The organism is Intrasporangium chromatireducens Q5-1 (genome assembly GCF_000576575.1).
Lineage (GTDB): Bacteria > Actinomycetota > Actinomycetes > Actinomycetales > Dermatophilaceae > Intrasporangium_A > Intrasporangium_A chromatireducens.
Genome location: NZ_AWQS01000357.1, coordinates 1 through 2905, shown reverse-complemented (window position 1 = coordinate 2905; position 2905 = coordinate 1). Strand labels below are relative to the sequence as shown.

At 68.2% G+C, this 2905-nt stretch carries 7 protein-coding genes; 1 reads left to right on the top strand and 6 read right to left on the bottom strand.

The window, feature by feature from the left end; translation table 11 throughout:
- Positions 1–55: 55 nt before the first annotated feature.
- Entirely contained in the window at positions 56–313 is a 258-nt protein-coding gene (locus N864_RS20925) for a hypothetical protein (protein ID WP_034721943.1), read from the top strand.
- Positions 314–363: 50 nt separating this feature from the next.
- Here N864_RS20925 and N864_RS20920 read toward each other — a convergent pair whose 3' ends face one another.
- From N864_RS20920 to N864_RS20895, 6 genes are all read right to left on the bottom strand, one after another.
- Positions 364–873 (bottom strand): hypothetical protein, encoded by a 510-nt coding sequence (locus N864_RS20920; protein ID WP_155893046.1) that lies wholly within the window; start codon positions 871–873, stop codon positions 364–366.
- Positions 874–1559: 686 nt separating this feature from the next.
- Positions 1560–1775, bottom strand: coding sequence for a hypothetical protein (locus tag N864_RS20915; RefSeq protein WP_034721939.1), 216 nt, complete (start codon positions 1773–1775; stop codon positions 1560–1562).
- Positions 1772–2191 (bottom strand): hypothetical protein, encoded by a 420-nt coding sequence (locus N864_RS20910; RefSeq protein WP_034721938.1) that lies wholly within the window; start codon positions 2189–2191, stop codon positions 1772–1774. Before N864_RS20910 ends, N864_RS20915 begins: the two co-directional genes overlap by 4 nt.
- Positions 2188–2430 (bottom strand): hypothetical protein, encoded by a 243-nt coding sequence (locus N864_RS20905; RefSeq protein ID WP_034721936.1) that lies wholly within the window; start codon positions 2428–2430, stop codon positions 2188–2190. The genes N864_RS20910 and N864_RS20905 overlap by 4 nt, the downstream gene beginning before the upstream one ends.
- A 53-nt stretch (positions 2431–2483) precedes the next feature.
- Complete coding sequence (locus N864_RS20900) at positions 2484–2660, bottom strand: hypothetical protein (RefSeq protein WP_155893045.1); 177 nt, start codon at positions 2658–2660, stop codon at positions 2484–2486.
- Positions 2657–2863 carry a hypothetical protein gene (locus N864_RS20895; protein ID WP_034721933.1) on the bottom strand — a complete coding sequence of 69 codons (207 nt, stop codon included), beginning with the start codon at positions 2861–2863 and terminating at the stop codon, positions 2657–2659. The genes N864_RS20900 and N864_RS20895 overlap by 4 nt, the downstream gene beginning before the upstream one ends.
- Positions 2864–2905: the final 42 nt, after the last annotated feature.

Sequence of the window (2905 nt, the reverse complement as noted above, 5' to 3'; positions counted from 1 at the left end):
ACCCCCGGCAGAGATAGTGCCGGGGGTCGCTCTCATTGTGGAATGCTCCCGACCCATGCGAGGCACAAAGACCAGGCAGACGGTCGACCAAGTCAGCGCGACGGACCTCGAGCGCATCCGCGCCCTACTCAACGAAGTCGGCGGACCGAACGTGTCGTGGGGAGCGCAGTCCCTGCTCGACGTGTGGGTGGCCGAAGCGCACATGGAAGCCCAGCGGCGCGCATCTCGGCAGTTGCTCGTGGCCACGTGGGCGCTCGTGGTCGCCACGTTGGGCCTCGTCGTGGCGACCGTGGGGCTTGTCGTCGCCGGGTGATGGCCCCTACGGCATCCGACGGCGCCAGAGCGTCGCTGCGTCGTTCTCGGCTAGGAACCGGCCTGCTCCTGAAACGCTCTGCGGACGGCCGACATCTTCAGGAGCATCCGCAGACCTTGGTCTGCGTCGCCCTCTGCCAGCTCGAAACCCAGGTCCTCGTAGTACGGGACAAGAGCATCGCTCTGCGGGTCGACGACAAGGTAACGACCACCCACGAGGTCCGCCGCCTCGAGCGCCACCCGGAACGCCTCGTATAGCAGCGCGTGCCCTTGCTTCGGTTCCTGTCCGCGCAGGTGCTCCGCGATTGCGAGCTTGGCCAGCAAGATGGCGGGTCGCGTCTGTCCGGTGAATGGGTTGTCTGTGATGACAGCGGGCGCCAACGTGAAATAGCCCAGCAGTTCCTGAGTCTCGCAGTCCACCCACAGGTGCGTGCGGTTGTTCCCTTCGCCGCCGTCCCGTCTCGCGCTCGAGGTGAGCCACCTGTCCATCCGCTCGTTGCCGCAGGTGAAGCTGCCGAACTTGTAGCCCTTCTTGAGCGCGATTACGTCGCGGTTGCTCAATGCGCGGCGCGGTGATGCATGACGAGGCGGGCAAGCCCCTCAGGCACGCGTGCGTCGGAAGTCCGCTCCAACCGCTTCCACTGCTTGGACGAGACGACAATGACCTCTGAGGAAGAGGTCCGTCGAGAGCCCTCGCGCTGCTTCGTCGCAGTGGTGCGCTTCATGACTTCCCTCTCTCCGTCGGGGCGCTCCGGTCGAGCAGCAGCATATAGGGGCACGCTCGGCCACTGGAGCCAGAACGAAATACCAATTTTGCCACACCTTCCGAGGTTGAGCGACCAGGTCACCACGTCAAGCGAGGGGCCGCCGGTCACCGCCGAACCGTCACGGGCATGGGGGGAGGCCCCCAGCCCAGCACACCGTCGGCCCGCCGGGGAGGGCTCTCAGATGTGCGGAGGGTTCAAAGGTTCGACGTCGAAGGGTTCGGCATCGAAGAAAACTCAGGTGTGTGGACAGCGAGTCACCTCCCCGGCGGTCCGGCGGTGTGCTGGGTTGGGAGTGTCCCCCCGGGTCGCGAGGACCGATGCAGAGCGCTGAGCTCGACACCGGTCCTCGCGTCGTGGCGCTGAGCAGGTCTCCGCGGTCGAAAGGTGATCCGCTCGCTGCCCATCGATCCCGCCGCGGTCCCTCTCGCCGATGATCCCCGCGGGTGACGTTGACGCCACGCCTGTGTGCCGTGTCCATCGTCAGGCGATGGTCGGCAGGACTTCGCCCGCGGTCAACGAGGACACGAGCCGCCCGCAGCACGGCAGCCGGCTGTCGTATCCGACCTGCACCAGACTCCCGGACGCGTCGCACTGGGTGTGCGTCTGGCCAGCCAGAGTGATGGTGTGCTCTGTCAGGTGCGGATGCGTGTGCGTGCTGGGCCCAACGGGCTGCGGCTCGTATGCGTCAGTGGTCACGACTGGCCCTCGCTGACCACATCTCCCGGGCGAGCCACACCCTTGGGAACTTGGCCCCCTTGGGCGACGTGAGCCCGGAGCCCGGCCTCGTAGCTGCCGAGTGCGATCCGGTTGGACCCGCGCGCGATCCGGTCGAAAGCGGCGGGGTTGTTGGCGCGCAGTTGCCGTAGTTCCTCCATGCGGGGGTCGGGGCGCCATGCCCCCGCCTGATCGGCCTGGAGCTTGGCGGCCTGAACCTGCCGGGATGCCTCGGGGGTCGAGTGGTCATCCTCGCGCCACTCCACGGCCTGGAACGGGCGGGGCTGCCCTGCGGTGCTGTGGAGTGTCTTGGTGAGCCGGTCGGGCCTCTCGACGTAGCCGTTGATGGTGGCGTCGTACCAGCCCTTGCCGTCGACGTAGGTGCCGTGTGTGGTCATCGTCCTGCCTCCCGCATGAGGTCGGAGTGGTCGGGGGTTACGCCGGACAGGGCGCCGCTGATGGTCGGCGCCTCGGGCCAGTGCGCGCCGCAGTCGACGCAGTGTGTGGTCGTGACGCTGTCGTGGTTGGTCGTCTCGACGCGGCCCTCGGGGCAGCCGACGGCGTGCTTCAGGTTCTCGCTCGCGTTGGCCGGCATGGCGGGCCCCTGTTCGCCGGTCGTAGTCGTCGTGTCGGTCATGCTTGGTCCTTCTTCCTGTTGGCCCTGCCGCGGTGCGGCGGGGTGGTCTGTGGTCACTGCTCCCACTCGCTGAGGAGTTGGGAGCAGGTGCGGATGAGGTGTAGGGCGCCGTGCTCGTCGAGGCGCAGCACGGGCACGCCGCGCCGCTCGCACTTGGCCACGAGGTCGGGCCAGTCGACGTTTCGCGCCTCGGGCTCGCGCTGGGTGTTGCGCTCGTCGTCGTGCCTCATGGCGTCGCCCATCCGGTGAGGTGGCCGCGGGGGAACAGCGGCTCTCCCGTCGTCGCGGGCAGGACCGAGGCAGGGTCTGCCGGTGTGGTCCACGGCTCGTCGGCCGGGGCGTTGGACTCCTCGAGCGGCGCATGCGTCCGCTCGGGCGCCAACGGCAGGTCCGGGGTCGGCGGGATGATTGGGGCGGTGGGTGTGTCGGGCATGACTTCTCCTTGGGTCAGCGCAGCCACAGGACGGAGCCTGAG

Excerpts from the sequence above, each read along its gene's own strand:
- N864_RS20925 (WP_034721943.1), top strand. The coding sequence starts at position 56 with ATGCGAGGCACAAAGACCAGGCAGACGGTCGACCAAGTCAGCGCGACG.
- N864_RS20910 (WP_034721938.1), bottom strand. The coding sequence starts at position 2,191 with ATGACCACACACGGCACCTACGTCGACGGCAAGGGCTGGTACGACGCC.
- N864_RS20905 (WP_034721936.1), bottom strand. The coding sequence starts at position 2,430 with ATGACCGACACGACGACTACGACCGGCGAACAGGGGCCCGCCATGCCG.
- N864_RS20900 (WP_155893045.1), bottom strand. The coding sequence starts at position 2,660 with ATGAGGCACGACGACGAGCGCAACACCCAGCGCGAGCCCGAGGCGCGA.
- N864_RS20895 (WP_034721933.1), bottom strand. The coding sequence starts at position 2,863 with ATGCCCGACACACCCACCGCCCCAATCATCCCGCCGACCCCGGACCTG.